The organism is Natrialba sp. SSL1 (assembly GCF_001861355.1).
In the GTDB taxonomy this organism is placed as follows: Archaea; Halobacteriota; Halobacteria; order Halobacteriales; family Natrialbaceae; genus Natrialba.
In genome coordinates this window covers 234,032-260,080 of record NZ_MASN01000018.1, presented here as the reverse complement: position 1 = coordinate 260,080, position 26,049 = coordinate 234,032, and the positions used below count along the sequence as shown (strand labels likewise).

General features: G+C 63.5%; 29 protein-coding genes. 19 read left to right on the top strand and 10 right to left on the bottom strand.

Translation table 11 applies throughout. The annotated features are described in order from the left end of the window. Positions 1 to 88: 88 nt before the first annotated feature. A complete protein-coding gene (locus BBD46_RS05430) occupies positions 89 to 1,927 on the bottom strand; it encodes a Rieske (2Fe-2S) protein (RefSeq protein WP_071400727.1) in 1,839 nt (612 codons plus the stop codon). Between the two features lie 149 nt (positions 1,928 to 2,076). Between BBD46_RS05430 and BBD46_RS05425 the strand changes: the two genes are divergently transcribed. After that, the gene (locus BBD46_RS05425; protein WP_071400726.1) at positions 2,077 to 2,256 is read left to right on the top strand and encodes a hypothetical protein; all 180 of its coding nucleotides are present in this window, start codon (positions 2,077 to 2,079) and stop codon (positions 2,254 to 2,256) included. Positions 2,257 to 2,332: 76 nt separating this feature from the next. Then, a complete protein-coding gene (locus BBD46_RS05420; RefSeq protein ID WP_071400725.1) occupies positions 2,333 to 2,731 on the top strand; it encodes a nuclear transport factor 2 family protein in 399 nt (132 codons plus the stop codon). Positions 2,732 to 2,740: 9 nt separating this feature from the next. Here the strand turns inward: BBD46_RS05420 and BBD46_RS05415 are convergent, their stop codons facing one another. After that, a complete protein-coding gene (locus BBD46_RS05415; RefSeq protein WP_071400724.1) occupies positions 2,741 to 2,989 on the bottom strand; it encodes a hypothetical protein in 249 nt (82 codons plus the stop codon). A 59-nt stretch (positions 2,990 to 3,048) separates the two neighbouring features. Here BBD46_RS05415 and BBD46_RS22550 point away from each other — a divergent pair, with 59 nt between their 5' ends. Next, on the top strand, positions 3,049 to 3,192 hold the full coding sequence (locus BBD46_RS22550; RefSeq protein WP_171908157.1) for a hypothetical protein: 144 nt from the start codon (positions 3,049 to 3,051) through the stop codon (positions 3,190 to 3,192). A 163-nt stretch (positions 3,193 to 3,355) separates the two neighbouring features. After that, on the top strand, positions 3,356 to 3,883 hold the full coding sequence (locus BBD46_RS05410) for a hypothetical protein (protein WP_071400723.1): 528 nt from the start codon (positions 3,356 to 3,358) through the stop codon (positions 3,881 to 3,883). A 135-nt stretch (positions 3,884 to 4,018) separates the two neighbouring features. Here BBD46_RS05410 and BBD46_RS05405 read toward each other — a convergent pair whose 3' ends face one another. Further along, positions 4,019 to 5,224, bottom strand: a complete 1,206-nt coding sequence (locus tag BBD46_RS05405) for an MBL fold metallo-hydrolase (RefSeq protein ID WP_071400722.1) — start codon at positions 5,222 to 5,224, stop codon at positions 4,019 to 4,021. Between the two features lie 133 nt (positions 5,225 to 5,357). On the opposite strand from BBD46_RS05405, the gene BBD46_RS05400 reads away from it, so the two are divergent. The 9 genes from BBD46_RS05400 to argS all read left to right on the top strand — a co-directional run bounded on the left by BBD46_RS05400 (position 5,358) and on the right by argS (position 14,660). Beyond that, complete coding sequence (locus BBD46_RS05400; protein WP_071400721.1) at positions 5,358 to 5,636, top strand: hypothetical protein; 279 nt, start codon at positions 5,358 to 5,360, stop codon at positions 5,634 to 5,636. A gap of 69 nt (positions 5,637 to 5,705) precedes the next feature. Next, positions 5,706 to 7,241 (top strand): stage II sporulation protein M, encoded by a 1,536-nt coding sequence (locus BBD46_RS05395; RefSeq protein WP_071400720.1) that lies wholly within the window; start codon positions 5,706 to 5,708, stop codon positions 7,239 to 7,241. An 88-nt stretch (positions 7,242 to 7,329) separates the two neighbouring features. After that, positions 7,330 to 8,322 carry an arsenic resistance protein gene (locus BBD46_RS05390; protein ID WP_071400719.1) on the top strand — a complete coding sequence of 331 codons (993 nt, stop codon included), beginning with the start codon at positions 7,330 to 7,332 and terminating at the stop codon, positions 8,320 to 8,322. A 202-nt stretch (positions 8,323 to 8,524) separates the two neighbouring features. Next, complete coding sequence (locus tag BBD46_RS05385) at positions 8,525 to 9,484, top strand: succinylglutamate desuccinylase/aspartoacylase family protein (RefSeq protein ID WP_071400718.1); 960 nt, start codon at positions 8,525 to 8,527, stop codon at positions 9,482 to 9,484. A gap of 75 nt (positions 9,485 to 9,559) precedes the next feature. Then, complete coding sequence (locus BBD46_RS05380) at positions 9,560 to 10,675, top strand: threonine synthase (RefSeq protein ID WP_071400717.1); 1,116 nt, start codon at positions 9,560 to 9,562, stop codon at positions 10,673 to 10,675. Between the two features lie 25 nt (positions 10,676 to 10,700). Next, entirely contained in the window at positions 10,701 to 11,297 is a 597-nt protein-coding gene (locus BBD46_RS05375; protein WP_071400716.1) for an NUDIX domain-containing protein, read from the top strand. A 26-nt stretch (positions 11,298 to 11,323) separates the two neighbouring features. Further along, positions 11,324 to 12,034: a uridine kinase gene (gene udk, locus BBD46_RS05370; protein ID WP_071400850.1), complete on the top strand. Its 711-nt coding sequence runs from the start codon at positions 11,324 to 11,326 to the stop codon at positions 12,032 to 12,034. A 273-nt stretch (positions 12,035 to 12,307) separates the two neighbouring features. Next, positions 12,308 to 12,502 (top strand): cold-shock protein, encoded by a 195-nt coding sequence (locus BBD46_RS05365; protein ID WP_071400715.1) that lies wholly within the window; start codon positions 12,308 to 12,310, stop codon positions 12,500 to 12,502. A 355-nt stretch (positions 12,503 to 12,857) separates the two neighbouring features. After that, complete coding sequence (gene argS, locus BBD46_RS05360; RefSeq protein ID WP_071400714.1) at positions 12,858 to 14,660, top strand: arginine--tRNA ligase; 1,803 nt, start codon at positions 12,858 to 12,860, stop codon at positions 14,658 to 14,660. A gap of 116 nt (positions 14,661 to 14,776) precedes the next feature. On the opposite strand, the gene BBD46_RS05355 is transcribed toward argS, so the two are convergent. Beyond that, positions 14,777 to 15,304 (bottom strand): hypothetical protein, encoded by a 528-nt coding sequence (locus BBD46_RS05355; protein ID WP_071400713.1) that lies wholly within the window; start codon positions 15,302 to 15,304, stop codon positions 14,777 to 14,779. A 303-nt stretch (positions 15,305 to 15,607) separates the two neighbouring features. Beyond that, complete coding sequence (minD, locus tag BBD46_RS05350) at positions 15,608 to 16,492, bottom strand: cell division ATPase MinD (protein ID WP_071400712.1); 885 nt, start codon at positions 16,490 to 16,492, stop codon at positions 15,608 to 15,610. 176 nt (positions 16,493 to 16,668) lie between these two features. Between minD and prf1 the strand changes: the two genes are divergently transcribed. Together prf1 and BBD46_RS05340 are read left to right on the top strand one after the other, a co-directional pair. Continuing rightward, a complete protein-coding gene (prf1, locus tag BBD46_RS05345; RefSeq protein WP_071400711.1) occupies positions 16,669 to 17,928 on the top strand; it encodes a peptide chain release factor aRF-1 in 1,260 nt (419 codons plus the stop codon). A 230-nt stretch (positions 17,929 to 18,158) separates the two neighbouring features. After that, positions 18,159 to 18,941 carry a helix-turn-helix transcriptional regulator gene (locus tag BBD46_RS05340; protein ID WP_071400710.1) on the top strand — a complete coding sequence of 261 codons (783 nt, stop codon included), beginning with the start codon at positions 18,159 to 18,161 and terminating at the stop codon, positions 18,939 to 18,941. Positions 18,942 to 18,986: 45 nt separating this feature from the next. On the opposite strand, the gene BBD46_RS05335 is transcribed toward BBD46_RS05340, so the two are convergent. Next, positions 18,987 to 19,232 (bottom strand): hypothetical protein, encoded by a 246-nt coding sequence (locus BBD46_RS05335; protein ID WP_071400709.1) that lies wholly within the window; start codon positions 19,230 to 19,232, stop codon positions 18,987 to 18,989. Between the two features lie 301 nt (positions 19,233 to 19,533). Between BBD46_RS05335 and BBD46_RS05330 the strand changes: the two genes are divergently transcribed. Further along, positions 19,534 to 20,361 (top strand): hypothetical protein, encoded by an 828-nt coding sequence (locus BBD46_RS05330; protein ID WP_071400708.1) that lies wholly within the window; start codon positions 19,534 to 19,536, stop codon positions 20,359 to 20,361. A 30-nt stretch (positions 20,362 to 20,391) separates the two neighbouring features. Here BBD46_RS05330 and BBD46_RS05325 read toward each other — a convergent pair whose 3' ends face one another. The 3 genes from BBD46_RS05325 to BBD46_RS05315 form a co-directional block, all read right to left on the bottom strand. After that, positions 20,392 to 20,721 carry a DUF7577 domain-containing protein gene (locus BBD46_RS05325; RefSeq protein WP_071400707.1) on the bottom strand — a complete coding sequence of 110 codons (330 nt, stop codon included), beginning with the start codon at positions 20,719 to 20,721 and terminating at the stop codon, positions 20,392 to 20,394. Between the two features lie 115 nt (positions 20,722 to 20,836). Further along, positions 20,837 to 21,736 carry an acyltransferase gene (locus tag BBD46_RS05320; protein WP_071400706.1) on the bottom strand — a complete coding sequence of 300 codons (900 nt, stop codon included), beginning with the start codon at positions 21,734 to 21,736 and terminating at the stop codon, positions 20,837 to 20,839. 133 nt (positions 21,737 to 21,869) lie between these two features. After that, positions 21,870 to 22,085 (bottom strand): hypothetical protein, encoded by a 216-nt coding sequence (locus BBD46_RS05315; RefSeq protein WP_071400705.1) that lies wholly within the window; start codon positions 22,083 to 22,085, stop codon positions 21,870 to 21,872. 282 nt (positions 22,086 to 22,367) lie between these two features. Here BBD46_RS05315 and BBD46_RS05310 point away from each other — a divergent pair, with 282 nt between their 5' ends. Further along, positions 22,368 to 23,423: an aldo/keto reductase gene (locus BBD46_RS05310; protein ID WP_071400704.1), complete on the top strand. Its 1,056-nt coding sequence runs from the start codon at positions 22,368 to 22,370 to the stop codon at positions 23,421 to 23,423. 44 nt (positions 23,424 to 23,467) lie between these two features. Here BBD46_RS05310 and BBD46_RS05305 read toward each other — a convergent pair whose 3' ends face one another. Then, positions 23,468 to 24,352 carry an SDR family oxidoreductase gene (locus BBD46_RS05305; RefSeq protein WP_071400703.1) on the bottom strand — a complete coding sequence of 295 codons (885 nt, stop codon included), beginning with the start codon at positions 24,350 to 24,352 and terminating at the stop codon, positions 23,468 to 23,470. 151 nt (positions 24,353 to 24,503) lie between these two features. On the opposite strand from BBD46_RS05305, the gene BBD46_RS05300 reads away from it, so the two are divergent. Continuing rightward, on the top strand, positions 24,504 to 25,514 hold the full coding sequence (locus BBD46_RS05300; protein WP_071400702.1) for a bile acid:sodium symporter family protein: 1,011 nt from the start codon (positions 24,504 to 24,506) through the stop codon (positions 25,512 to 25,514). Between the two features lie 149 nt (positions 25,515 to 25,663). Further along, the gene (locus BBD46_RS05295; RefSeq protein ID WP_071400701.1) at positions 25,664 to 25,954 is read left to right on the top strand and encodes a HalOD1 output domain-containing protein; all 291 of its coding nucleotides are present in this window, start codon (positions 25,664 to 25,666) and stop codon (positions 25,952 to 25,954) included. Positions 25,955 to 26,049: the final 95 nt, after the last annotated feature.

Genomic DNA, 26,049 nt, shown 5'->3' with positions numbered 1-26,049 from the left:
ACCCGCGTCCTGCGTCCTGTCTCTCGCGCTCGTTCCCTGCGTGCGGCGTTCGACTTCGTTGTGCTTTTTCTGTTGCTGCGCTGGTTCCTCAGTTCGACTCGGCAGCCTCGTGAATCGCTTCGCCCCGATTGAGCCGCGCAGCGATGGTGAACGTCTGTTCGGCCTCCCGGCGTGTCGGGAAGTGCGCCGCCAGATAGCGAGCCGTCGCGATGAGTGGCACGCGCCGGCGCTGCTCGGCTGCATCGGTGTCGAGACCCCGATCCGCCGCCGCGTCGGTGGCGAGTTCGGCCTGCCGGAACGCCGCCTCGACGTTCTGGAGCGTGTGGAACCCGGCGTCCTCGCGCAACAACCCGTGGCCGAGTGTTCGCCGCAAGTCGGCGGGGTCGCCGCCACAGTCGAAGAATTCGGCGACTAACCGACCCGCTTCGTCCACCTCGCCCTCTGCGTCGAACGTCTCGAGTACCGCCTGGCTAACGGCGTCCGGATCGCGGCCGGTGTCGCTCTCTCCGGGGGTGGGAATCGGCGCGGGCGGCGTATTCAGGAATCGGTCGAGGTAGACCGAGAGCGCGCCGTCGAAGACGCCGCGGTAGGTCTCGACGGCATCTGTTCGGCGCGCGAACTGGTGGACCGCGTTCGCGTAACTGAACGTATGGTGGACGGTGTTCCAGTCGCTAAACTCGTTTGCGGTCCCGAACTGGGCGACGCGCGTCGCGGCGGCGTAAGCGACCTCGCTCGCCAGTTCCTCGGTCGTCGCTCCCTGCCGAATCGCCTCGGCGAGTGTGTCGACGATGAGCTCGGGATCGTCACCGAGAAGCGTTTCCTGGAGGTCTGCGGGTGGTGTCCACGGCTCGGCTGCCTCTCGACCCTCGGCAGCAAGGGACTCGAGTCCACTCGTTTCTGTGACGCTCCCGCCGTAGGTGTCTTCGAGGAGTGCAACGAGATCGATCGGCTGTCGCCACGAGGAACGCTCGTCGCTGCGGGCGGCGGTGACGAGCGGTTCGACGAGGGCCGCGAGCGTCGTCTCGGCGTGCTCCCAGTCGGTTTCCTCGAGGCTCTCGAAGGCTTTGTTCGCGAAATCGAGGACGTGTCCGTTCGAGAGATAAGGATGATCGGTCGCGCCGGCGACGACGAGTTCGGCGATCTCGGCCGCCGAGTAGTTCGCGGCGACGGCGGTTCGCAGACAGCGCTCCGCGCCGTCGGCGTCCCGAACCTCGACGCAGTCGCGGAACCAGGATTTCAGCCGACTGAAGGTGACTTCCGTCGTATCGAAGGCGGGCTGGTCGAAGCTCGGTGGCTCGCCTGCACAGTCGTCCGCGACGTGGCGGATGCCGGTGTACAGCGCTCGCTTTCGGTCCTCCGGCTCGACATCGTCCAGCAGGTTCGTCATACAGCCGAGAATCGTGAGTCCCGACCCCCAGCCCGACTCCCGATACTGGGTTCCGAACGCGAGCGTCGTCCCGATCGGTGCCTCGGGTTCGACGCCCGCATCCAGCAGGCCGATCGCGGACTTCGCCGCGACCAGCCGCAGGTTCTCCTCGAGTGCGGTCTCGAGACGGTTCGCCCAGTGCTCGGCTGGTGGCAGGTCTCGCTCTGGATTCGGGTTCACGTAGACGGTGCCGTCTCGAATCTCGACGGGATACGTCTGGACGTCGTCGGCCCAGGGATCGAAGGTGTCGCCACAGGAGAGTTCGAAGCGCGCGTGATGCCAGTGGCAGGTGAGAATGCCGTCGTCGACGGTCCCCTCAACGAGCGGGAACCCCATGTGCGGACAGCGGTTGTTCACGGCCTTGACCTCGCCTTCGTGGGCGAAGATCGCCAGCGGCGTGCCGTCGATACTCACCAGTTCGCGACCGGTCTTCTCGAGTGCCTCGAGTGAGACGGCCGGACTGAACTCGGTGTCTGCGCGGTCTTCGTCAGCAGTTGCCATGATAGACGTGTCGACGGGAGAGTGTGTAAGTGTTCGCTGAACGCCATTTTGGTAGGTGGTCTGATAGTTCGACACTCGATCGCGTTGCGATGCTAAACACCTGGTGTTCCGAGCACCTATCGTCTCAGGCATCGACTGCTACACCACCCATGGGCCGCTGGTCGCTCGGATACACCGTCGTCCTCCTCGCCGGTCTCGGATTCGTCCTCTTTGGGACCGGCATTCTGGACAGCACTGCGCAGGGACTCGCCTGGCTGCTCGTCACCGCTGTGGCGGTCTGTTTCTGGCTCCTCGAGCAGTTTCTGCAGGGGTACGCAGACGCATCCTGACGGGCGATGCTATCCACCCCACTGCCCCGCACCGCTGGCGCGCACCCTTTTGACACTCCAGCCAGAATAGCCCGCCATGGACGCCACCGGTCTCGTTCGACGCTACTACGACGCGCTCGACGCCCACGACTACGACGCCCTCGAGACGGTGCTCGCCCCGGCGTTCACCCAGCGCCGTCCCGACCGTACCTTCGATGACCGCGCGGCATTCATCGAGTTCATGCGCGAGGAGCGACCGAACCCGGAGACGACACACGAACTCGAGTTGGTCCTCGCAGATGACGACGCGCGCGAGCACGAAGGTGAGTCGGAGTCGGAGGCGGAGTCGAACTCGAGTACCGACGAACTCACGGTCACGGTCGCGGCTCGCGGACGAGTGTGCGACGAGTCCGGCGAACTGTTCGAGTTTGCGGACTTTTTCACAGTCGATCGCGAGCAAGCGCGACTGGTGCGTCTGGAGACGTACTCCCGGTAAGGTGTTCGTTCAGGCGAACACGGCTCTAAGCGCACGTTCGGTACCGAGCCCGAATGCGATGACAGCGACAGACCCGAGGAGAAAGAGGCCGGTAACCTGGCCGGCCTCGACGGCCGTAACGTCCGACGCAAGCAAGAGGAGCGCGGTGACCACCGCGCCCATGAAGATGAGCGGCAGCGCGAACCAGCGCAACGCGGGATGCTCGCCGAGGAACAGCCGGACCCGGTGGATGCGGTCGGACCACGTCTGGGAGATCATGTCGTTTCAGACGACCCTCCGGTACAAAAATTTTAGTTTGTAGACACACTGTCTCCGCCATGGTAACGGAGATCATCTTCAGCTACACGACGTTGGCCGCGCTGGTGCTTCTCGTCGCCGTGGGACTCGCGTCCTATATCGGGGCGAGCGTTGCAATCACGCGCCACCTCGACTCGGGCGACTCGCGTACCGGTGAGTCGTAGCGTCGAACGATTACGTTGCCCAGAGTCCCCGCCGACCCGCTCTGATGGCACTTACAGAGTGATTTGAAACCAAATCGGAATGATTCGATACCGATAGGGGACACGTTACTGCAACTAAAATAGCAAAAGAGCTATGTGTTACATGGGCGGTTATAATCTGTCTATGAATCGACGAGCGGTCCTCACGTCCTGCGCGGTCGTCCCGGCTGTTGCAGGATGTCTCGACTCCCTCCCATTCACAGGTGACGCCGAACCGGTCGCGGCACCGGCAGCGATCGTTCTGGGGAATCGTAGTGACGACGCAGTCGATCTGCAGGTGGTCGCAAAAGAAGACGGAACGGAGGTCTACAACGAAGTGCATACCGTGGAACGGCTCCAGACAGCGAAGGAGACCGACCACGGCTATCCCGCAGCCGGTTCTGTCCATCTCGTTGGTGAGTGGCTGGGTAATTTTGCCGAGTATACGTTCGAGTTCACTGCCCCAGAACACGGACTCGAACGCTCACTAGATACCGAGACAGCAATCAGTAACGGTGAAACCGCGTATTCTTCGGTGTACGAGGGAGGCTGTTACTACGTTCTTGCGGAGATTGACCACAGTGGTGATACTCTCAGCGGCGACTTCCGGGAGTACGACCACGATCTGGCCTTCTCAGACGAGGTTCGCCAGCACGTCAGTCAGTGTGCCTGACGTCGTCCTAGACCCGCTCTACTATGCCTTCCGCTTGGAGCTGGGTGCCGACTGTCCGCTTTCTGCGGCTCGTCGAACCAAACTCTGCTCAGCCTTCCGTTCGATTTTCGTTTTCGTAAAGTCCTGACACCGCACTCACGCTGAACAGTTGTTCGGCCCCATCTCGAGTTCGACTCGTTCCTCGGGCGGCAGGTCCAGTTCTCCGCGGTTGCGGTCGATAATCTCCTCGTAGTTCGCTGGCTTCTCGCCGGCGTCGGCCATCCGCTCGACGAACGCCTCCTCGTCCAACTCGAGTAGGTCGATTCCGGTCCGTGCTGTTCGGACGGTGGTCAGAATCGGTTCGCCGGGTGAGCCGTGCTCGAACTCGCCCTCCTCGGTGACGGTCACATGACCCGGCAGGACCGCGAGGCGCTCGGGTTCCGCCAGGATCGTCCGGTGGAGCGTCTCGTAGAGCATCCGAGCGCCTTCCTCACCCTCTCTCACGGAGTCACCGTTCGAATCCTCCGAGGCGTGCTGCGCCTCGCTGTCTTCGTTGAACTCGAGTTCGGTCCGTCCCGTCGAGTCGACGTGCAGGGTATCGGCGGTCAGGAGTGCGGCGTCGTCGACGAGGAGGGTGATCATCTCACTGGTGTGGCCGGGCGTGGCGAGCGCCTTGATCTCGAGGGAGCCGACCTCGAGGACCTCGTTGCGCTCGAGTGCGGTGAACTCGAGTTCGACGCCGCGCTCTTCGGCACGCGCGCCGAGGTAGTAGGGCACGTCGAGGCTGTCGGCGAGGTCCCGGCCACCCGAGATGTGGTCGGCATGGACGTGCGTATCGACGACGCCGATGATGGAGAGCCCGGCGTTGCCGGCCGCGATTTCGAACTCGTCGATGTCGGCGGTGGGGTCGACGACGATGGCATCGCCGGTTTCACCGCAGCCGACGAGGTAGCCGAGACAGCCCTTCGCGCGGCGCTGGACTTGCACGACTGTGAGGCCGTCCGCTTCAATCTCGTCGCTCAGATCGACGTGATCGTAGACCCCGCTCCAGCCCTCCATCCCACCGTCGACCGTCTGCACCTCGTACTCGTCCGTGGCGGACTCGAGTTGGATCGCGAGATTTCCGGAGGAGATTCCCTTCGCACAGATGGTAATCACCTGGTCGGTGTCGCCGACTGTTTCTCTGAACGACTCGAGGTGGCCGTTCTCGTCGAGTTCCTCCTCCGGGCCGAACGGGAAGTTGATCGCGTCGGGGACGTGCCAGGCCTCGTAGCTGTCTTCGGGGCGGGTGTCGACGAGCGCGAACGATTCGCCCGCGTCCTGCAGTTCCGCGAGGCGATCGGCGGAGAGTGTGGTGACCATAGGGGTCGTAGGCGGAGTAGTCCTGTAAACCTCGCCGTGGCAGTCGCTCGCCGCTGCTTCGACGGCAGTTGTGCTGAGTGAAACGCAGTGGATGTCACAATCACTACGTACGGTGGCTTCAAAACGGCCCACAATGGCATCCATCCAGTCCATCATGAAGGGCCTCCTCGCGAGCGTCGTCGGGATTCTCGTTATCGGCCTGCTCGCAACCGTCGTCTTCGCGGTCACAATGTTCGTCATCTCGACCGGAGCCAGCCTCGCCGGCTACGAGCCGAGCGCCGACTACGTCGTTCTCGCGGCCGCGCTCATCGTTGTCGCTGTTATCCTCACGGGCGGGTTCACCCCGCGGCTCTCCGGCAATCGCGACGACACCGAGTCCGAGGACGGGTTCGAGGACCGCACGTTTAACTGATCGCCGGACACGCTGTTCGGTTCCGACAGGTTCACTTAACTGATACTGGTCCGAAAGCGGCTCATAGCGATGTCACTCTCCGACTCCGTCACCGCCGTCGTCGCAGCGCTCCGACGTCGTCCGGGGGATCTGCTTCCCGTGTACTTCCTCGGGGCCGCACTCCCCGCGATCATCCGGGTCGTCCCTATGATCGCCGCACTGATCGGGATCCTGTATCTCAGTCTCAGCGGTCGACTCGAGTCCATCATCTCGTTCGTCCAGGAAACCGACCCGGGAGCCATGCCTGGGCCCGAGGCCAGCGAGGAAGCCGTCGAACAGTGGGTCAGCCAGTTCGAACCGCTCATCGAGTTGCTGCTCACGCCAACGACTGCCCTCTTGATTGTCGGGTCAGTCATCCTCACGGTCGTCCTCGCGTTCGTACTCTACGCGGTCACGACGGCAGCACAGCTGAGTGCCTGCTACGGCCGCACCCGAAACGACCGCGGGATGATCGCCGCCCTCGCAGGTGCCCGCCGGTACTGGCTGCGCTTGCTCGGCCTGGTGTTGCTCGAACTCGTCCTCTGGATTGGTATCCTCGGTGCAGCCAGCGTCGGTCTCGTCGCCACCGTCGGCACAGTTTCGGCGCTCACCGGCACGTCGGTCGTCGCCGTTCCCGCCGTGCTCTTCGCGCTCCTCATCGTTGCCGTACTCTTGGCCGCGGTCCGTGCACTGTTCGCGTTCGCACCGGTCGCCGTCGTCGCCGACGACACGGGCGTGCTGGGGTCGCTTTCGAGTACCGCCGGCTTCATCCGCTCCCGGCCGGTTGACGCGGTGTTCTACTACGTGCTCTGGATCGGTGCGTCCCTCGTCGTCGCGGTCATTTCGGGTATCCTGCTGCTCGTCGAGGTCGTCGCGTTCACCTCGCTCGTGACGATGATCGTCCTGTTGCCGGCGCTCGACCTGCTGAAGATGTCGCTGTACGTCAACTACCGTGGAAGACTCGAACCGCCCGAGATGCCCGCCCAGTCCCTCTGGACGCAGTTCCGCGGCGGCGTCGGCCGCGGCTGGCGCGAGATGGTGGCCTACGTCCGCGACACGCCGCTGCTCCACGCGGCAGTCGTCGTCCTCGCGGTTGCCAGCTTCTGGATCGGCTGGCGCGCTGGCGCACCGCTGGTCGACGCCGGCATCGAAACCTCGATCGCGGCCCGACTCGAGGGCCACATCGCGCCGGCGGCCGCACTCGAGTTCTTCGGGAATAACTGGATGGTCGCGATCACGACGGCGTTCAGCGGCATCGCGCTCGTTATTCCGGCGATCGTCTCGCTGGTGTTCAACGGCGTCTACATGGGAGTTATCGCCCGCACAGAAGCCGAACTGATGGAACTCGTTGCCTTCGTCGTTCCCCACGGAATCTTCGAGATTCCCGCGATCTTCATCGCAACCGCGGTCGGAGTCACGCTGGGACTGACGGGCTGGCGGGCGTTCCGCGGACGGACGACACGAGTCGCATTTGCGGACGAACTCGAGCGGGCGTTCTGGGTGCTCGTGGGCGTCGGACTTCTGCTCCTGGTCGCGGGTATCATCGAAGGATTCGTGAGTCCGTACTACGCGGACCTGGTGTTCTGAGCGGCTGGATTCACACGGAATTTCGGCACAGCACCCCGAACAGATCGAGTGCAGGCAGTTTAACCGCGCGCCGGCCGACGGATCGATCGTGAACGCGCTCGAGCGGTACCAGACGCCGACCATCGCCCTCGCTATCGCGGGTGGGCTTGTCGCGGGCCAGTTCTCCGGCATTCCTGCCATCGCGGACCGGTTGATCCTGCCGTTTCTGCTGGTGATGCTCCTCGGTGCGTTCCTGCAGATTCCGCTCGCGGACCTCCGCGAAGCCGTCGGCAATCGCCGCGTCGCCGGCGCGAGTCTCGCGATCAACTTCGTCTGGAACCCGCTCCTCGCGGTCGGTCTCGGTCTGGTCTTCCTGCAGGACCAGCCGGCGCTCTGGGTCGGCCTGCTCATGCTCCTCGTCACGCCCTGTACCGACTGGTATCTCATCTTTACCGATCTTGCGGACGGCGACGTGGCCCTCGCAACGTCGTTGCTGCCCTACAACCTCGTGCTGCAGTTGCTCTTGCTCCCCGTCTACCTCGCCGTCTTCGCCGGTGAACTCGTCACACTGCCGCTCGAGACGCTGGCCGAGAGCATCCTGCTCGTCCTCGTCATCCCACTTGGCGCGGCCGCAATCGGTCGCGTGGCGCTTTCCCGTCACTTCAACGAGTCGGTCGTCGAGGAGACGCTGCTCCCCGCGCTTGGACCGGTCCAGATCGTCTTTCTCGCACTCGCAATCGCGGCGATGTTCGCCTCCCAGAGTACGGTTCTCGTCGCTAACCCTGGCGTTCTCGCGCTGCTTGCCGTCCCCGTCCTCGCGTTCTACGCACTCACCTTCCTGCTCGGGCTTGCGGTCAGCGCCGTCGCCGGCTTCAGCTACGAGGAAACCGCCTGTCTCTCCTGTACGATCCTCTCACGCAACTCGCCGACTGCCCTCGCCATCGCAGTCGTCGCGTTCCCCCACGAACCGCTCGTCGCAATGGCACTCGTGATCGGCCCGCTACTCGAGTTACCGCTGTTGCACGTCGTCACCCGATTGTTGCGCCGGCTCCGTGACCGGCCGCGTTGGGCGCGTACGAGTGTGGGGGCGGGAGTGGAGTAGGGTGCTCTGTTGACGGGTGTCAGTTGTTGATGTCGATTGTCGCCTCTTGGACGTCGATTGCCGATCGTCAATCGCCGATTGGTCGTCCCCTGTAAACCGGCCAGAACAGGACCGTCCGTCCGCCGGACTCGAGTGTCGAGTCCAGCGGACAGTCGACATCAAAGGACAGTATAAAGAGCGACCGGTCCGTCGACTGGGACATATGACGACGACGCTCGGAACGGCGAGTGCAGGGCCCGGAGAGATCGATACGGGCCGTCTCGAGGTCGGCGAGACCCGGGATGGGAGCCCGATCGGTCTACCGGTCGCCGTCATCAACGGCGCGCAATCGGGGAAGACGCTGTACATGCAGGCGGTCAGCGACGGCGACGAACTCAACGGCGTCGGCGTGGTACAACGGGTCGTCCCACGGCTTGATCCCGCGGAAATTTCGGGAACGATCCTGATTGTCGGCATCGTCAACTACCACGCGTTTCAGGTCGCAGAGCATCGGAATCCGATCGACGACACGAAGATGAACCGAGCCTACCCCGGCAACGGGAACGGCACCTCCAGCGAGCGTATCGCCGCCACCACCTTCGAGGCGGCCTCACGCGCCGATCTCGTGCTCGACCTCCACCAGGGGTCGACCAGCCGTATGCTAAACGAGGTCCGCGTCCGCTGTGGCAAGCGCCACCGCCTCCATCAGGACTGTCTCGAACTCGCGAAGGCCTTCGGCTGTGGCTACGTCCTCGACCAGAAAGGTCCCGACGGCCAACTCGCTCGTGCCGCCCCCGACGAGGGCATTCCGACCATCGACCCCGAACTCGGCGGCTGCGTCGGCTGGGACGAGACCAGCATCCGAAAGGGTGTCGAGGGCGTCTTCAACGTGCTCACCCACTACGATTTCCTCGAGGGCACCGTCGAACTCGAGCGCCAGACTCGCGCCAACGGCTTCGACCAGTACGGCTCGCCGAACGGCGGTCTCGTCAGCTTCGCAAAGGACCTGGGCGACCGCGTCGTCCGCGGCGATACCCTCTTCGAGGTGACGACCCCCTTCGGCGAGACCAAGGCAACCGTCACCGCCGACAACGAGGGGATCCTCTGGCGTACCCGTCGGCTGCCACAGGTTGCGACCGGTGAATACGTCTGCTCGGTCGGAACCGATATCGATTCCTACTAATTACTCGCGTCGGCAACAGGAACTCACACTCGCTACTGTCCATCCAACCCACCCCACTCACCTCACCCACCGCACATGCCATCCAATCTCATCTGCCCCGCGTGCGAAACCACGTACGACGCCGGCCCCGACGAACCGTGGCGCTGCCAGTGTGGCCGTGCGCTCGAATTCGACGAGCGTCCCCACCCCGAAGGCGACCCGCTTCCGCTCTCCCAACTCGACACGAGCGACGGGCTCTGGACCTTTTTCGAGTTCCTTCCCATCGAACCCCACGTCACCTTCCACGAGGGCTTCACCCCGCTGGTCGACGACGACGACTGGAACGCACAGTTCAAACTCGAGTACGTCTTCCCCACGGGATCGTTCAAGGACCGCGGCGCGACGACGACGCTCTCGCGCGCGGTGGAACTCGGTGTCGACCGAATCATCGAGGACTCCTCGGGCAACGCGGGGGCGGCGATTGCAACGTACGCGGCCCGTGCCGGCCTCGAGGCGGACATTTACGTGCCAGCGGACGTCAAGCAGTCGAAGCTGATGACGATCCAGCGCGCCGACGCTCGCCCGGTTCGGATCGAGGGAAGCAGACAGGACGTAACCGATGCCTGTATCGAGGCGGTCGAATCGGGCGACGGCTGGTACGCGAGCCACGCCTGGAACCCCGCGTTCTACGCGGGGACGATGACGTTCGCGTTCGAAGTCGCAGCCCAGCGGGGCTGGACCGTCCCCGACGCGGTCGTCCTCCCGGTCGGCCATGGGACACTCCTGCTCGGTGCCTACCGCGGCTTCTCGCTGTTGAACGAGGCCGGCATCGTCGACGAGATGCCCCGACTACTCGGCGCGCAGGCGGCCGGCCACGCCCCCATCGTCGAGGCAGTCGGCGGCGACCCAACTGGCGGCGCGGATGACGACGCTGCCGGCGAAACCGACATCGCCGACGGCATCCAGATCGAACTCCCGGCACGAAAGAACCAGCTTATCGAGGCCATCACCGAGACCGACGGCGACGCCATCGCGCTCGGCGACGATCCGATCGAGGCCGCGCTGGACCGCCTGCACCGAAACGGCTTCTACATCGAACCGACGAGCGCCGTCGCCCCCGCCGCCCTCCAGCAGTACCGCGAGGACGGCACGCTCGCCGAAGACGACGACGTGGTCGTCCCGCTCACCGGCAGCGGACTGAAAACGCTTTGAACCCCCATCCCCGATGACCGCGTAGATGGTCAGTCGACCGCCGGCGTTTTGTCCCCAGTGTGGCGATGCACTCGAGACAGCCACAATCGAGGATCGCGAGCGAAAGTACTGTTCTGTCTGCGAGCGCGTCGTCTGGCACAATCCGGTTCCCTGTGCGACCGTCGCGGTCGTCGACCCCGACGAGTCCGCAGTGCTTTGCGTCGAACGCGGGGTACCACCGGGCGTCGGCGAGTGGACGCTTCCCGGCGGGCACATGGAGATCGGCGAGTCACCCGAGGCCGCTGCGGCGCGGGAACTCGCCGAGGAGACCGGGCTCGAGGTCGATCCTTTGTCGCTCGAGATTCTCGATGCGGTCTCGCTCCCGCCGCGAAACGGCAAGCACGTGATGACGACGTACTACGTGGTCGAGCGCGCGGCGGCCACCGGCGACGTAACTGCGGGAAGCGACGCGACCGACGCGGCGTTCTGGTCGCCCAGCGAGTTCGACGCGGCAGCGGAAACGTTCCGCCCGGTTCACGAGGAGCGCTTTCGCGCTGCAGCGGCTGTTTTTGACCAGCCGACGAACGTGGTCACAACCACCGAACTGTCGGCCCAACACGTCGAATCCGAATCACCGGATTAATGACTGTAACGGACCAGCAACGGACGATGAGCATCCCCTCGTTCGCTATCGGCATCGCGGGCGGCACAGGTGCCGGCAAGACCACCGTCGCCCGAACGGTCGCCGATACCGTCGGCGAGGCCGTCACCCGCATTCCGATCGACAACTACTATGAGGACCTTTCACACCTCGACCGCGCGGAGCGCGCGGACGTCAACTACGACCATCCGAACGCCTTCGAGTGGGACCTCCTCCGAGAGCATCTCGATTCGTTGCTCATGGGCCAGCCCGTCGAGATGCCCCAGTACGACTTCGAGCGCCACACCCGCAAGGACGAGTCCGTCCGCGTCGAGCCGACCGACGTGATCGTTCTCGAGGGGATTCTCGCGCTGCACGACGAGGCAATCCGCGACATGCTCGACCTGCGGGTTTACGTCATGACCGACGCGGACGTGCGCATCCTCCGGCGCATCGAACGTGACGTGGTCGAGCGCGGCCGGCAACTCGAGGGCGTCATCGACCAGTACCTCGAGACGGTGAAACCGATGCACGAGCGCTTCGTCGAACCCACGAAGAAGGACGCCGACGTAATCATCCCCGAGGGAGCAAACCGGATGGCGGTCGACCTGCTCGTCGAGAAGGTGCAGGCCGAACTCGGCGGTGAACATGGCGAGACGCGGGATGTACCGCCGGATAGCGAGCGGCCAGAACGCGACGAACTCGAGTCCACCGTTTCGCCGCTGGACCCAACCGAGTAATCACGTTGCCGACCCGCCGGCCGATCGGGTGTTGATTTCGCGCATTTTGCAGCTGAGATTGTTTGCAGAGCGGTGCAGTCGTAGTGAGCAAACCGAGGGAACGTCAGAAGTCTGGCCACGTTCTGCTGGAACAGCGACAATAGCTCGAATAGTGCCACAGGTAGACAGGTATTCTCAAAACACGGCCTAGTGTGGACGTTCGTATACTGAGAAACAAGATCTAAAAACGAATACGGAAGGTTTACCCGTGTGCCGGGGATTTGTTTAGTCGTAATGGCAAACGGTACTGTTGATTTCTTCAACGACACAGGCGGCTACGGTTTCATCGAGACAGAGGATGCTGACGACGACGTGTTCTTCCACATGGAAGACGTTGGCGGCGAGGATCTGACGGAAGGGACCGAGATCGAATTCGACATTGAACAGGCCCCAAAGGGTCCGCGCGCAACGAACGTCGTTCGCTCGTAAGTACGTATACCGTACGACTTCACGACGTCGTCTTCCGACGATAGCGTGTAAGTTTACTTTTCCCAACACACTACACTACTGCAGAGATACGTCTCCGTATAGACAGGGTCGCTACGCTGACACAGTGCTTACACTCTCGTTCTCGCTCTCACTCCCAATTACGGTACTCCCAACCACGGCACCCCCAACTACAGTACCCCAACCACGGCACTCCAGCTACAGCACTGCCCCAACCACGGCACCCCCAGCTACAGCAACCCCACCTACGGCGCTCCAACTACAGCACTCCCAACCGCAGCACCCGCCAGCAACGAAACCCGACATTCCTTTACTTGCGCCCTGAATACGGGCGGGTATGTTCCTTGCCCTACGCGAAGAGGTCGAGGGCGCACTCGAGTCCGCACTCGCTGCACTCGAGTACCCCACGGACGACCTCGGGATCGAAGAACCGCCGGAAGACGTCGAGAGCGTGCTCGCATCGAGCGTGGCGTTCCGACTCGCCGGCGAGGCCGGGGCGGCCCCACCGCAGGTCGCGGGCCAGCTCGCCGAGGAAATCGACGCGGACGAACTAACCTACGTCGCAGCGGTGCAGACGCAGGGGCCGTATCTGAACTTCCTGCCGAGTGGCGCCTATCTCGCGACGACGCTCGAGACCGCGACCGAAGCGGACTACGGTCACCTCGACGACCGCGAGGAGTCCGTCGTCGTCGAGCACACGAGCGCGAACCCGACCGGGCCGGTCCACGTCGGCCGCGCGCGTAACCCGATCATCGGCGACGCGGTCGCAAGCCTGCTCGATGCCGCGGGCTACGACGTGGGGCGCCACTACTACGTCAACGACGCCGGCCGCCAGATTGCGACGTTCACCTGGGCCTACGAGACCTTCGACGAGGAGGATCTCGAGGACGAACCCGAGCGCGACCGCATCGAGTACGATCTGGTGCGCTACTACCGCAAGGGCAACGCGTTCCTCGAGGACGGCCCCGAAGACGAGGTCGAAGACGCCGAAGCCGAAATCGAGGCCATCATGCAGGGGCTCGAGGAGGGCGACGAGGAGGCTTACGACCGCGTCAGCGAGGTCGTCGACCAGGTGCTCGGCGGTATGACGGAGTGCCTCGGCCGTCTCCCAGCCGAGTTCGACGAGTTCGTCAAGGAGACGCGGTTCATGCGCAACGGCGATACCGACGAACTGGTCGACCGCCTGCAGGAACTCGACGAAGCCGTCTACGAGGACGACGCCTGGCAGCTCGAACTCGACGACCACGGCATCGACAAGAACCTCGTCTTCCTGCGCTCTGACGGCACCACCCTCTACACGACCCGCGACCTCGCCCACCACGAGTGGAAGTTCGAGAACTACGACCGCGCGGTGACGGTGCTTGGCGAGGACCACAAACTCCAGGCCGACCAGCTCGGCCAGACCCTCGAACTGCTCGGCAACGACACCGACCAGTTGGAGAACGTCATCTTCTCGTGGGTCAACCTTCCCGGCGGGCTCGGGATGTCTACCCGCAAGGGCACCGGCGTCGACTTAGACGACCTGCTCGACGAAGCGATCGACCGCGCCCGCGAGGAGGTCGAAGACCGCCTCGACGACCGTATCCGCGACGACGACCTGGAGGAGGAGGATATCGAGCGCATCGCCCACCAGGTCGGCATCGGCGCAGTCCGCTACGATATCGTCTCGAAGCAGGCGACGAAGGCGATCACCTTCGAGTGGGATCAGGCACTCGACTTCGAGGCTCAGTCCGCGCCGTACGTCCAGTACGTCCACGCGCGCTGTTGTGGTATCCTCGAGGAAGCCGGCTTCGACCCGACAGAACCGCTGGCTGCGGCGGGCCAAGAGGAATCACTCGACCTCGACGCCATCGACGCCGATCTCCTCGAGACGCCCGCAGAACAGGACCTTCTCGAGACGATCGCGCGCTTCCCGGCAGTCGTCGACGAGGCTGCGTCGGATCTCGAACCCCACCAGATCGCGACCTACACTCGCGAGTTTGGCGATCGGTTCAACACGTTCTACCGCGAGTGCCCGGTGCTGGCGGACGATGTCGACCCCGAGGTCCGCGAGACGCGTCTCGCACTCGTTGCGGCGTCGAAGCACACGATCGCGAACGCGCTCTCCGTTCTGGGTGTGGCCGCGCCGCGATCGATGTAGGACCACGGACACCCACAGCTACCCGGTGTCTCGTTATCTCCAGAAAACAGGCCGTAGCTCGGCTCCTGCCGACAGCGTCGTCGCTCGCACCGACCGCGGCGAGCGCCCAGTTCGGATCAGTGAGCCGAGTCGATCATTCTGTCGACGAGTTCGTCGCGCGAGATCTCGTCTTCGAGGTAGTCGATAACCCAGCTGACGTCGACGTAGATGCCGACGACGCGGCTACCGTCGTGCTCGAGAACCCACGACACCGTATCGATCTCGTCTTTGAACCGATCGGGGTCCGTGATCGCGGCCGCGATGTCCGCGGCCACGGACTCGAGTTCCGCGTAGAGTTTCTCAGTTTCTGTGACCTCGGTGCTCACGAGCACGTCGACCGTCTCGCCGCTGCGGTCGAGTTCCATCACGGTGAGGTCACTGCTGCTCAGTTCGAATCCGTCACTGTCGAATCCCGGCACGTCTGCGCTCGAACTCGAGTCCGAATCAGACCCGTTGCCTGAGTCGGATCCGTTACCGCTGGATCCAGAGCTGCCGTCGTCGTCGGTTCCGTTGCCAGAACCGTCGTCGGTTTCGCTACTGGAACAGCCAGCGAGTGCGGTTGCGAGTGCGGCTCCACTGCCGAGGAGGATTTTTCGTCGCTCCATGCACGAGCCAACCAGAAGGGATGGAATTAGTAATTAGCTCGTACCGTTTCCGGTGTTGAAAAATCCGTCTGGTGGTGCCACCTCTCGCAGAATATCGGACCTGATGGTCTCACGGGCCGTATTTCGACGGTATCGAATAGTCACGAAATCGAATCAGTCACATCCAAACACTGTCTCGAAACGGCAACAGTCCGAAACTGGTTGCAATCATCGCAGACGATAGAAATCGCCGCGACAGGCCGAGTTCGACGGTTCAGGCGGTGCCTACCGCCGTGACATTCGGGTCTCGAGGGCAATAGTGACTCAGTCGTTCGACTCGGCTTCGGTGATGGCACTCGAGACGGTGTCGGGATCGGCGTCCGGATCGGCGTCGGTGTCCTCGGTCTCGTCGTCGGCGTGGGCGTCGTCACTCTCATCATCAGTAGAACTCCCATCCGACTCCGCAGCCTCTTCCTCTCCGTCGTCGGGGGACTCGAGTTCGATGCCAGCCAGGTCAGCTGCGAGTCGACGGTAGGCCGCGGCTGCGGGGCCGTTCGGCTCGTAGGCGACGAGTGGGGTGCCGGCGTAGACGCTCTCTCGCGCGGCGTCGTCTTCGGGGACGCTTGCGAGGAGTGGGACATCGAGGCGACCTGCGAGGTCCTCGTGGGAGATGTCGCTGCCGGGGTGGGTGCGCGTGAGGACGAGACCGGCAATGTCGCCGCCGGCGCGTGCGGTGAGTTCGATGGTCTTCTGTGTGTCCTGTACGGCCGCGGGCTCCGGTGTGGAGACGAGCAGGACGGCGTCCGCGAGCCCGAGCGGGAGAACGGTCTCGTGGCTGATCCCTGCGCCGACGTCGAGCAGGACGTAGTCGTAGGCCGCTCGCAGGTCGGAGACGACCTCGCGCAGCCCTTCGGGAGAGGTCTCTGCGTACTCGTCTAAGCCGATCCCGCTCGGAACGGCGACGATGTTCTCTGCCAGTCGATACGTTGCGTCCTCGACCGCTGCGTTGCCGGCGAGGACGTCGTGGAGCGTCGTCGAGTCGGGCGAGAGGCTGACGAAGCCGGCCAGGTTCGCCATGCCGAGGTCGACGTCGACGATCGCGACCCGCTTGCCCGCCTGCGCGAGCGCGGTCCCCAGGTTGACCGTCGTCGTCGTCTTTCCGACGCCGCCTTTCCCACTCGCGATGGAATATACCGTCTCGTGAGACATATTCGATTACTGTCCGGACAGTGGGACGGGAACACCTTAAATCGTCACCTCCGACGCTCGCGGCGGTTGAGCGGCCACGCGACCGCCGAAATGCCGACGTTTTCCCCGGGAACGACCTGCATACGCGCTGGTGCGTGTCAAAGAATACTTACCCACAGCACCGTTTTGTAGAACCAATGAGCCAGGAGGGCGCGCAGGACCAGTCCGACCGGAAAAAGTATGAATTCCGGAAGGTCATCGAGGACCTCAAGGACTTCGACGGGTCGGGGACGCAACTCGTCTCGATCTACGTTCCCGAAGACCGACAGATCAGCGACGTGGTCGCCCACGTCACACAAGAACACAGCGAAGCGGCCAACATCAAGTCCAAACAGACGCGAACGGCCGTTCAGGACGCGCTGACGAGCATCAAGGACCGACTGCGCTACTTCGATACCTTCCCACCAGAGAACGGCATCGTACTGTTCTCCGGTGCGGTCGACTCCGGCGGCGGCCAGACCGAGATGGTCACGCACGTACTCGAGAGCCCGCCCCAGCCAGTCGAGTCGTTCCGCTATCACTGTGACTCTGACTTCCTGACGGAACCACTCGAGAACATGCTGGCAGACAAGGGCCTCTACGGGCTGGTCGTGCTCGACCGGCGCGAGGCAAACGTCGGCTGGCTGAAGGGCAAGCGCGTCGAACCGGTCAAGTCCGCCTCGTCGCTCGTCCCCGGCAAGCAGCGCAAAGGTGGCCAGTCCGCCCAGCGTTTCGCTCGCCTGCGTCTCGAGGCGATCGACAACTTCTACCAGGAGGTCGCCGGGATGGCAAACGACCTGTTCGTCCCCAAGCGCCACGAGCTCGACGGTATCCTCGTGGGCGGTCCCTCGCCGACGAAAGACGAGTTTCTGGACGGTGACTATCTCCACCACGAGATTCAGGACAACGTCATCGGCAAGTTCGATGTCGCCTACACGGACGAATCCGGCCTGCGAGACCTCGTCGACAACGCGGAGGACGCGCTGGCCGACGCCGAGGTGATGAAGGACAAAAAGCAGATGGAGGAGTTCTTCGAGGAACTCAACGCGGGCGACCGCGCGACATACGGTTTCGACCAGACCCGTCAAAACCTCATGATGGGGGCTGTCGACCGTCTGCTGATCAGCGAGGATCTGCGAAAGGACGTCGTCACCTACGACTGCGAGGAGTGTGGCAACACCGACCGCGAGGTCATCGACCGGCGCAAATCGACACCGGACCACTCCTGTAGTGAGTGTGGCAGCGACGTCGAGGCGGTCGAAGAGGACCGCGAGGACGCGATTGACCACCTCATCGACATCGCCGAACAGCGCGGCACCGAGACGAAGTTCATCTCGACTGACTTCGAGAAGGGCGAACAGCTCTACAACGCCTTCGGCGGCTTCGCCGGCATTCTGCGCTACAGTACTGGTGTCTAACGCGGTTCTTGCTGCCTGATACGGTTCCCGTGACTACCACGCTCGCCGTCGCCGAGTGTTTGATTTCATGGCTGTACCGCTCCAGCACATCTGCGTCCGGCGTTTCCCGCCCTGCTTTGATCGCAGTCCCAACACGAGTACCGATGGACGAAACCGAGTCCCAATGAACGGAATCCGTCAGTTTGGCCGATGCTCTTTTGGTCAGAACTGACTAGCGTCTAACAGACTGTATGTATCCGCCGACTGCCGACGTCGTCGAGACCGTCTCCCGACGACGTGCCCTTCTCGAGGCACTCGCGGCCGGGCCACAGCGAAAGCGCGACCTCGTCGAGCAGCTCGCCTGCTCGCGGTCGACAGTCGACCGCGCGATCCGCGAACTCGAGCGCTTCGAGTTCATCGAGCGCGCCGAGTCGGGCTACCGACTTACGGCAGCCGGTCGACTCGTCCTCGAGGAGTTCAGCCGAACGACCGAAACGTTCGCGGCAATCGGCGAGGCGAGTCAGGTGCTCGCCGCTATCCCGCGGGAGGCCCCAATGTCTCCCGACTTCCTCGACGGAGCCACCGTTTCCGAGCCGAAACCACACGCGCCGAACGCACCGCTGCAGGAACTGGCGACGAGCTTCGAGACGGCGACGCGAGTACGCGGCAGTTCGTCTGCTGAACGGATCCCCGAGACGCGTGCCCAACTCCACCAGCGGACCATCGAGGACGACCTCACAGCCGAGCTAATTCTCACGACCGATCTCGCCGAATTCCTCCGCGCGGAGTATCCGGGCCAGGTCTCCGGCGTCGTCTCCGAGGGCGACTCCACTATGTACGAGATCGATTCGATCCCCTACGAACTCACGATCGTCGAACAGCCCGACGACTGTCAGATCTTCCTGTTCGCGCTCAACGACCGCGCCGAGATCGAGGGCGTCATCGAGAACGACACGCAGGCTGCACTCGAGTGGGCCGAGTCCGTCTTCGACGAGTTGCGAGCAGCCGCGTCGCCGCTGGCTCCGCCGGAGTGAGTGCGGTCGTCGATCGTAGACGTGGATGCGGATGCAACGACGACATTAAAGCGTTCCACGAAGTCGAACCGTGTCTTCGGTGATCTCCTCGATACTTCCCTCGTCGAGGGGATGTGCGCCGTCGGTAATGTCGCCCCAGCCGAGTTTTGCCTTGATCGTTTTCGTGAGCGATGGGTCCGGATCGACGTAGCCGCGACCCTCTTCGACGGCGACGATACGGCCGACTTCGGTGCCGTCGATGTTCAGGACTCGTTTACCTTCGTCGGCTGTCGTGAGTGCGTCCTGTGACATAGGGTGGGTGTGGATGCGAGGGCTGGTCGACGAGGCTGTGTCGCTGCTGGTGCTCGGAACGTCTCTCTCGGGGACGACGGCGGCAATAAATCGCGGAAACCGTCATGCAGTCACACTGAACCATTATACGGCGCGACGGTCGTAATCCCTTATTACCAACTCGTTTGTCGCCCGTACGCTGTCCATACTTCCGGTTCGGTGGCGCTTCCTACTGCCCGCCGTCGAGTAAGCGGACACTTCCACCGTTCCCGAACGCACAACGGAAGCGTTATGCCGCTAGTCCCGTATTACTATTCGATCGATGGACGAGTCTCCGCTCCTCCCCGAATCGGTCGACGACCCGCGGATCACCGGTCAGTTCTGCCGGTGCGTCTCCGACGCTCGAACGGATCCGACGCCGACCGACAGCGAACCGGTTGCCGACGCCGACACCTCCACCCTCTACCTCCTCGGCGTCGTCCACGACCACCCTGCGAGCATCGGCCGCGTCATGCGCGTCGCCGACGAGGTCGACCCCGACGTACTTGCACTCGAGTTACCCCCGGCAGCGCTCCCGCTGTATCGCGTCTACGCTCGAAACGGGGCGGTGACCGAGACGGCTGGCGGTACGGAGTTCGTCCCGCCCTCGCGCGGCGGCGAGATGAGCGCGGCGATCAGCGCCGCGACGGATGCGTCGCTCGTCGGCATCGACGCGCCGAACTGGTCGTTCCTGCGCCGACTCGTGACGCGGCTCGTCGCGGACCGCGTGTCGCCGGGTACTGCACGGCGACTCCTCTCGAGTCTCGGTGGGGCGACGCGAGATGCGCTAACCTGCAGGATCGCGGCGACGCTGACGGATGCGACGTCGATGACGATCACGCCCGACGAGCAGATCGAGTACGACTGCTCGTTCGACGATCCGCCGGCCGAGCAGGCATCCCACGAGCGCGCCCACGTCGCGAGCGTTCAGGCGTTGCTCGGCAGCCTCGAGACGACGGATAGTGCGCTGGCGTACAGAGATGAGACCCGCGAGCAGTGTATGGTCGATCGACTGGCAGCAATTCAGACCGAGACCGATGGTGATGTGGTCGCAGTTGTTGGTATCGACCACCTCGACCGACTGGCAGACGAGTTGGCGGTCGGTAGCTAACAGACTGTCTCGAGTCCCACTGCACGTTCTCTACTGTCGGAGCGTCGTCACGCAGTTCCAGCAGTACGTGTAGGTCTTGTCGGCGGCGTTCTCCGCTCCGCAGTGGCGACAGCGAATTGATTCGCCGTCGACCTCGTGATTGTCCTCGACGGGTGGTGGGTCGTGTCCACCGCGTTTTTCACCGCTGGCGGGGTACCGATCGGCCGCTCCCGACGAGCGCGACGACGCGCGATTCGGGTCGGCGAACGACGGTGAGCTTGTGCCGTCGCTGCCCTCGCGGCGGACGTACACGTAGTACAGTAACAGATGGAGGAAGGCGAACAGCACCACGTAGCCGATGAGCCAGCCCCAGAGTTCCATCACCGTGACATAGGTTCTCAATCCACTTGGATATTCCCCGATTCACGGCAGTCTGACTGTCTGTGGCGGCAGAATTACACAGTTCAGTATCTCGAAAACCCGAACGGATGTGGCGTCAGTTCGGTGACTGCAGGTCGCGGTCGAACTCGTCGAATACCTCGAACTCCTCGGGCAGGTCGTACGGAAGGTGGCGCTCGTCCTGGCGGTTGACGCCGGCCTCGTCGATGGGCGTCGCGACGGACTCCCAGCCGGGCTTGATCTTGACGCTCTTGGCGGGCATCCCGACGGCGATGTGGTGGGCGGGGATATCGTGCTGGACGACGCCGCGTGCGCCGACGATTGCGTTCTCGCCGACTTTGTTGCCGGCGCGGACCATCGAGTCGTAGGTGAGGCGCACGTCGTCTTCGACGATGGTGTGGAAGTTTCGGACCTCAGTCTGGTCGACGACGTCGTGATCGTGGCTGTAGATGTGGACGCCGTCGGAGATCGACACGCGGTCGCCGATGGTCAACTTTCCACGGTCGTCCAGGTGGACGTCGTCGTGAACGATCGTGTTGTCGCCGATCGTAATGTTGTGCCCGTAGGTGAACGTAATGCCCTTGAAGAACCGGCAGTTCTCCCCGCACTCTTCGAAAAGGTGGTCTGCGAGCATCCCGCGGAAGCGCAGCGCGAACTCGACGTTGTCGGCAATCGGCAGGCTATCGAACTGCCGCCAGAGCCACTGGAGATGTTTCGAGCGACGATACGTTTCCTCGTCCTTCTCGGCGTAGTACTCGCTCTCCAAGGTCGTGTTGCACGGATCGTAGCTCTGCAGGCGAACCTGCGTCGCGGGTGAGACTTCCTCGCCGTTTTGCCAGCGCTCGTAGGCCTCGCGATCGCCCGAGAGGTCGATCAGCACGTCCTCGACGACCGAACAGGTGTCCTCGTCGCCCGAGAGTCGCCGGTCGACCGCCTCGATGAACTCGCGCATGCCCGCCTCCGCCTCGTCGGGGAGCGAGACGTACCGCTTTGTCATACACCGAGGTATTGGCCGCGGAGTTGATAGGGGTTCGGTTGTCGGTTCGTGTTTCCCGTGCATCGCCCGATAACACGAGTGTTACCGCCTCCGTGGCTGTAGTGTCGACCAACCTGCGACCTCGTCTCACCCATCACGTCTCGGCATCGGCGGCCTGCCACTCCGCGAAAATCAGTGCCGGCAGCGAGAGCGTCCCAATCACGAGTAGTCCGCTCACGACGACCGTGCCAACCGTCACGCGCTGCGGACTCACCTCGAGTTGGGTCAGCGCGACCGGGAGGAGTACGACGACGGCGAGGACGACGCCGAGCAGTCGACGCCCGGCAGTCGTCCGACAGACCACGCCCATACTGGCTCTCCGGACCCCCTCCTCAAGAACGATTCGACTCTCCGCTGTCACGATCTGTCGTCACGAGCAGCTGTCACACTCACCTGTCACGATCAGCGGCCCAATCTGCTGTCACGGCCGGCCGTCACGATCAACTGCTACGAGTAACTGCCACGGTCAGCGATCACAGCCCGGTGTTACGAACTACTCTACGGACAGCCATACCGCGACAACCGAACGAGTTCGGATCCGCCAGCCCGTCGTTCCGTACTCCCTAAGTTCTCTCGCTACGAACGCCCACCCATGCACCACAGCGAACTCGGAACGTCCGGCGTCGAAGTGAGCGAGATCGGCTTCGGCGCGTGGGTCGTCGGCACCGACTGGTGGGGCGACCGCTCGGAGGAGGACGCCATCGAGATGATCCAGTACGCCGTCGACCAGGGGATCACCTACTTCGACACGGGCGACGTCTACGGCCACGGCCGGAGCGAGGAACTCATCGGCCAGGCGCTCGCCGAGGTCCGCGACGAGGTCACCGTCGCCACCAAGGTCGGCTACGACTTCTACAACAACCCACAGGCCGGCCACGGCGAACTCCCCAAGGAGATGGACCCCGAATACCTCCGAGACGCCGTCGAGCAAAGTCTCGACCGCCTCGAGATGGACTCCGTCGACGTCCTCCAACTCCACAACGCCAACGTCGAGGAGATCACGCCCGACGTACTCGAGTTACTCGACGAACTCGAGGAGGAAGGGAAGATCGACGCGACCGGACTCGCGCTTGGACCCTCGATCGGGTGGCTCGCAGAGGGCGACCTCGCCATCGAGGAGGAGTTCGACTCCGTACAGTTGGTCTGGAACGTGCTGGAGCAAGAGGTAGGCAATCACTTCTTGGAAACGATCGAGGAGACTGGCTCGACCACGAGTCTCATCCCGCGCGTGCCCCACTCCTCGGGGATTCTCAATGAGCAGGTGACGCCCGAGACCGAACTTGGCGAGGGTGACCACCGCGGTTTCCGTCCCGACGAGTGGTACGAGACGGGCTGGGAGAAACTCGAGAAACTGCGTTTCTTAGAGCGCGACGGTGAGCGCACGATGGGCCAGGCCTCGATTGCGTGGCTGCTCTCACACGACGCCGTCGCGACCGTCACGCCGACGTTCCGGACGACTGAGGACATCGACGAGTGGGCGGCCGCAAGCGACGTACCGAAGCTCTCCGACGAGGAGATGGATCGCGTCGCCGAACGCTACGAGAACGGCTTCGACATCGACCGCGACGACGGCATGGATGCGCTGCGCTCCTCGGTCGACGGTGCGGACATCGAGTCTGCGGGTCTCGACAAGCTCGCGGCTGACTGACGCGCTTCCCTCTCACCTCTTGTCTTTTCTCTCTTCTCTCCCATCTACTCGGCGGACGCGTCCGCATCCCCAGTGTTGTCTTCTCTCTGTGACGCCTCGGCTCGCGTCGCGAGCCACTTCGTCCACGACGCCGTCCCGATAGTTCGCTCTGGGCACGTCGCCGCTCCCGACCGAAACCCGCGAGCGATTCGTCCCGGAATCGGAACTGGAACGATCGGTCGTCTGAGAGAGCGGTGCGCCCGATACACCCGTGCGAGGTCGCCGACCGTGTGCACCTCGGGTCCGCCGACGGGCGGTACGCGCCCGTTCGCGTCGGTCGTCGCGAGGCCCGCAACCGCGGCCGCGGCCTCATCTACTGCAATCGGCTGCACCCGAAAGCCCGCTGGGAGCAGCCACACCGGCAGCCTCGCCACCGACGCGAGCAACTCGGAGATGAATTCGTGAAACTGCGTGATCCGGACGATCGTCGACGGGACATCGTGTTGCTCGACGAGGTGCTCGGCCGCCAGCTTGTGCTCGTAGTACGAGTACGGAATCTCGTCGACGCCGACGATGGAGACGTAGACGACGTTCGAGACGCCGGCTGCGCTCGCTGCATCGAGGAGCCGTTCAGTGCCCCGCACGTCGACTGCCTCGCTGTCACCCCGCGGTGCGGTCGCCGCGTGAACGACGACATCGACACCGTCGACGGCCGCCGTGAGCCCGGTTCCGTCGTGCACGTCTACGGGCACCCACTCGAGTTCGCGTTTGCGTTCACCTTCGCGTTCACGTCCGTGTTCGCGTTTCAGTTCGCGTGCCCCTTCGTTGACTGCAGGTGGTGATCGACTCGCCGCCCGGACATCGTGGCCTGCATTGTACAACTGCGGGCGCAACGCCGACCCGAGCGTTCCCGTCGCGCCGGTGAGTAAGGTCCGAACTGATTCGCTCATACCGTCGAAATTCGTGACACACAGTTGAATAGATTCTGGCGATTTCGTCACCACCGCTCGCGGCTCCGGATCTGAGCCTCTGCGGTCGAGTCGCGGGGTTGTCGGCCGCCGATCGACTGGTTTATACGCTCATGCTTATCCATGACTGATTATGACTATCACCGGCGACGGACCGCCGAGCGTGGGTCGGCTGTTCGAACGCGCTGCCGAGGTGACGAGCACGTACTTCGTCGTCTGGATCCTGCTTGGCTCCGGACTCGCGCTCTACTCACCGTCGACGTTCACCCCGCTCGGCGACCACATCTCGCTCATGCTGGGGGTTATCATGCTCGGCATGGGGCTCACGCTCACCGTCGAGGATTTCCGGCGGGTACTCGAGCGCCCTCGCGACGTGTTCATCTGCGCGATGGCCCAGTGGCTGTTCATGCCGCTCTTTGCGTACCTGCTCGTCGCGCTGCTGGGGCTGTCGTGGGAACTTGGCATTGGACTGCTCCTGCTCGGGGCAGCGCCCGGTGGGACGGCCTCGAACGTGATGACGTACCTCGGTCGGGGTGACGTCGCGCTCTCGGTGACGATTACGTCGGTGACGACGATCGCCGCGCCGCTGGTCGTGCCCGCGTGGATCGTCCTGCTCGCGGGTGAGGAGATCACCGTCACTTTCGCCGCGATGGCCGAAGAAATCGTCCTGATCGTCCTCATTCCGGTCACCGCGGGACTGTTCCTTCGAATCCTGCTCGACAGGTACGCGCCGACGGTGGCGAAGGTAGGACTCACCGTTTTTCCCGCGATCAACGTGCTCGCGATCGTGATGATCGTCGCGGCTATCGTCGGTCTCAACGTCGAGGAAATCTTCGCCGCGAGCGCCCTGGTGTTCCTCGCGGTCATTATTCACAACGCGCTCGGGCTCGGGGCGGGCTACGGCGTCGGCCACCTGACCGGGATGGCCGAAGACCGAGCGCGTGCCTGCGCGTTCGAGGTCGGCCTGCAGAACAGCGGGCTGGCGGTCGCACTCGCCGTCGCCTTCTTCGATCCGCTCGCCGCGCTCATCCCGGCACTGTTCAGCGTCTGGCACAACGTGACGGGGCCGGCGCTGGCGACGGTGTTCACCCGGATGGACGGCGACCCAGCGGCGGAGCACGAAGCGGTTTCGACTGCGGACTGATGCGGCGGCCTCGTTGACCAGTTGACGTATTCGTCCCGTTCATATATTGTTATTGTGGTGAAAAATCATACAGAGTACAAACTTTCAGTGGAATTTTCACCCACTTGTTTTGGGAGTACACTTTCTTATGAACAGTCACGAACCATGATATGGCCTCGCATAATTCCGGTAATCCGCCAGCAGATGGCGAAATCGTACTCCCTCCCGATCAGTACGACCCGGAATCGATTCCGGGGACGATCGTGCGGGCGGTGGCGATCGGAAAGAACGTCCCCGTTACCGACCTCTCTCCGCTGTACGAACAGGTAGAGCCGGACGCGGTAGTCGAACTGCTCGGTCATGCGAACACCAGCCAGTCTACAGTACGCGTCGAATTCGTCTACGAGGGGTACAGAGTCGTCGTCTCAGACGATGAGGGGCTGCGTCTTCACGAAACGTAATCGACTTGCGTGTGAAACTCGGGTCGCCTACCGGTTGCATCGGGAGCCGCGCGCAGCGCTGCCGGACGGACCGGTGTCGCTGCTGCAGTCGAAAC

Excerpts from the sequence above, each read along its gene's own strand:
- BBD46_RS05315 (WP_071400705.1), bottom strand. The coding sequence starts at position 22,085 with ATGGGCGTGGTCTGTCGGACGACTGCCGGGCGTCGACTGCTCGGCGTC.
- BBD46_RS05400 (WP_071400721.1), top strand. The coding sequence starts at position 5,358 with ATGGCATCCATCCAGTCCATCATGAAGGGCCTCCTCGCGAGCGTCGTC.
- BBD46_RS05385 (WP_071400718.1), top strand. The coding sequence starts at position 8,525 with ATGACGACGACGCTCGGAACGGCGAGTGCAGGGCCCGGAGAGATCGAT.
- BBD46_RS05410 (WP_071400723.1), top strand. The coding sequence starts at position 3,356 with ATGAATCGACGAGCGGTCCTCACGTCCTGCGCGGTCGTCCCGGCTGTT.
- BBD46_RS05415 (WP_071400724.1), bottom strand. The coding sequence starts at position 2,989 with ATGATCTCCCAGACGTGGTCCGACCGCATCCACCGGGTCCGGCTGTTC.
- BBD46_RS05320 (WP_071400706.1), bottom strand. The coding sequence starts at position 21,736 with ATGACAAAGCGGTACGTCTCGCTCCCCGACGAGGCGGAGGCGGGCATG.
- BBD46_RS05405 (WP_071400722.1), bottom strand. The coding sequence starts at position 5,224 with ATGGTCACCACACTCTCCGCCGATCGCCTCGCGGAACTGCAGGACGCG.
- minD (WP_071400712.1), bottom strand. The coding sequence starts at position 16,492 with ATGTCTCACGAGACGGTATATTCCATCGCGAGTGGGAAAGGCGGCGTC.
- BBD46_RS05310 (WP_071400704.1), top strand. The coding sequence starts at position 22,368 with ATGCACCACAGCGAACTCGGAACGTCCGGCGTCGAAGTGAGCGAGATC.
- BBD46_RS05430 (WP_071400727.1), bottom strand. The coding sequence starts at position 1,927 with ATGGCAACTGCTGACGAAGACCGCGCAGACACCGAGTTCAGTCCGGCC.
- BBD46_RS05325 (WP_071400707.1), bottom strand. The coding sequence starts at position 20,721 with ATGGAACTCTGGGGCTGGCTCATCGGCTACGTGGTGCTGTTCGCCTTC.
- BBD46_RS05305 (WP_071400703.1), bottom strand. The coding sequence starts at position 24,352 with ATGAGCGAATCAGTTCGGACCTTACTCACCGGCGCGACGGGAACGCTC.
- BBD46_RS22550 (WP_171908157.1), top strand. The coding sequence starts at position 3,049 with ATGGTAACGGAGATCATCTTCAGCTACACGACGTTGGCCGCGCTGGTG.
- BBD46_RS05335 (WP_071400709.1), bottom strand. The coding sequence starts at position 19,232 with ATGTCACAGGACGCACTCACGACAGCCGACGAAGGTAAACGAGTCCTG.
- argS (WP_071400714.1), top strand. The coding sequence starts at position 12,858 with ATGTTCCTTGCCCTACGCGAAGAGGTCGAGGGCGCACTCGAGTCCGCA.
- udk (WP_071400850.1), top strand. The coding sequence starts at position 11,324 with ATGAGCATCCCCTCGTTCGCTATCGGCATCGCGGGCGGCACAGGTGCC.
- BBD46_RS05330 (WP_071400708.1), top strand. The coding sequence starts at position 19,534 with ATGGACGAGTCTCCGCTCCTCCCCGAATCGGTCGACGACCCGCGGATC.
- BBD46_RS05380 (WP_071400717.1), top strand. The coding sequence starts at position 9,560 with ATGCCATCCAATCTCATCTGCCCCGCGTGCGAAACCACGTACGACGCC.
- BBD46_RS05300 (WP_071400702.1), top strand. The coding sequence starts at position 24,504 with ATGACTATCACCGGCGACGGACCGCCGAGCGTGGGTCGGCTGTTCGAA.
- BBD46_RS05375 (WP_071400716.1), top strand. The coding sequence starts at position 10,701 with ATGGTCAGTCGACCGCCGGCGTTTTGTCCCCAGTGTGGCGATGCACTC.
- BBD46_RS05365 (WP_071400715.1), top strand. The coding sequence starts at position 12,308 with ATGGCAAACGGTACTGTTGATTTCTTCAACGACACAGGCGGCTACGGT.
- BBD46_RS05425 (WP_071400726.1), top strand. The coding sequence starts at position 2,077 with ATGGGCCGCTGGTCGCTCGGATACACCGTCGTCCTCCTCGCCGGTCTC.
- BBD46_RS05395 (WP_071400720.1), top strand. The coding sequence starts at position 5,706 with ATGTCACTCTCCGACTCCGTCACCGCCGTCGTCGCAGCGCTCCGACGT.
- prf1 (WP_071400711.1), top strand. The coding sequence starts at position 16,669 with ATGAGCCAGGAGGGCGCGCAGGACCAGTCCGACCGGAAAAAGTATGAA.
- BBD46_RS05340 (WP_071400710.1), top strand. The coding sequence starts at position 18,159 with ATGTATCCGCCGACTGCCGACGTCGTCGAGACCGTCTCCCGACGACGT.
- BBD46_RS05295 (WP_071400701.1), top strand. The coding sequence starts at position 25,664 with ATGGCCTCGCATAATTCCGGTAATCCGCCAGCAGATGGCGAAATCGTA.
- BBD46_RS05420 (WP_071400725.1), top strand. The coding sequence starts at position 2,333 with ATGGACGCCACCGGTCTCGTTCGACGCTACTACGACGCGCTCGACGCC.
- BBD46_RS05355 (WP_071400713.1), bottom strand. The coding sequence starts at position 15,304 with ATGGAGCGACGAAAAATCCTCCTCGGCAGTGGAGCCGCACTCGCAACC.